Genomic DNA, 974 nt, shown 5'->3' on the forward strand with positions numbered 1-974 from the left:
AAATATACTCAATATATTTACGAGACCGGTGCCGATATCGTACTTGTAAACAACGATTTTGTACAGGAAGGTGTTATAAAGGCAACCCTGATAAGAGTGTCTAACGCCTATACCGCCCTGGCATCGCTGATGGAGTTGGTTAACAATCATACCCCACAGAAGAGTGGAGCGGACGATATCTGTTTTATCTCATCTACAGCTACACTTGGCGAAAATGTTTATGTAGGAAGTTTTGCTTATATTGGAGACAATGCTCAGATAGGTGAGAACAGTAAGATTTACCCGCAATCGTATGTGGGAGAGAATGTAAAGATAGGAAATAACTGTATTCTCTATCCCGGAGTGAAAATTTATCACAATTGTGTAATAGGGGATAACTGCATACTGCATTCAGGAGCAGTGATAGGAGCAGATGGTTTCGGTTTCAGCAAAGAAGATGATGTGTATCATAAAATTCCACAGATGGGCAATGTGATTATTGAAGATAATGTGGAGGTGGGTGCCAATACCACTGTTGACCGTGCTGTGATTGGTTCAACAGTAATACGTAAGGGTGTAAAACTCGACAACCTTATACAGATAGCTCATAATTGCGAGATAGGCGAAAACACCGCAATGGCAGCCCAGGTTGGAATAGCAGGCTCAACCAAGATAGGTGAAAACAGTGTGTTTGGCGGACAAGTAGGAATTGGCGGGCATATTACCATTGGGAAAAATTGTAAGATAGGCGCTCAATCAGGTATTATCAGTAATACAAAAGAGGGATCTGAAATATTAGGATCCCCCGCTATTCCAGTGAAAAACTTCTTTAAATCGAGTATTATTATTTCTAAACTTCCTGAAATGTACAGGCAGTTGAATTCAATGGAGAAAGAGATCGCAGAGCTTAAAAATAAGCTATGTACCGACGATTAATCAATCGTTTTCAGGCTCATTTTAGCAAACATTTCACAAATTTAGGTGAAATGTGTGTA

The 974-nt window shown here is 39.9% G+C and carries 1 protein-coding gene; it reads left to right on the plus strand.

Features of this window, described 5'->3' with window-relative positions; translation table 11 throughout:
- A partial coding sequence (gene lpxD / locus B3B27_RS06370; protein ID WP_286847155.1) for a UDP-3-O-(3-hydroxymyristoyl)glucosamine N-acyltransferase occupies positions 1-915 on the plus strand: 915 nt, incomplete at its 5' end.
- Between the last annotated feature and the right edge of the window lie 59 nt (positions 916-974).

The organism is Proteiniphilum sp. UBA5463 (assembly GCF_002427225.1).
Taxonomy (GTDB): Bacteria; Bacteroidota; Bacteroidia; order Bacteroidales; family Dysgonomonadaceae; genus Proteiniphilum; species Proteiniphilum propionicum.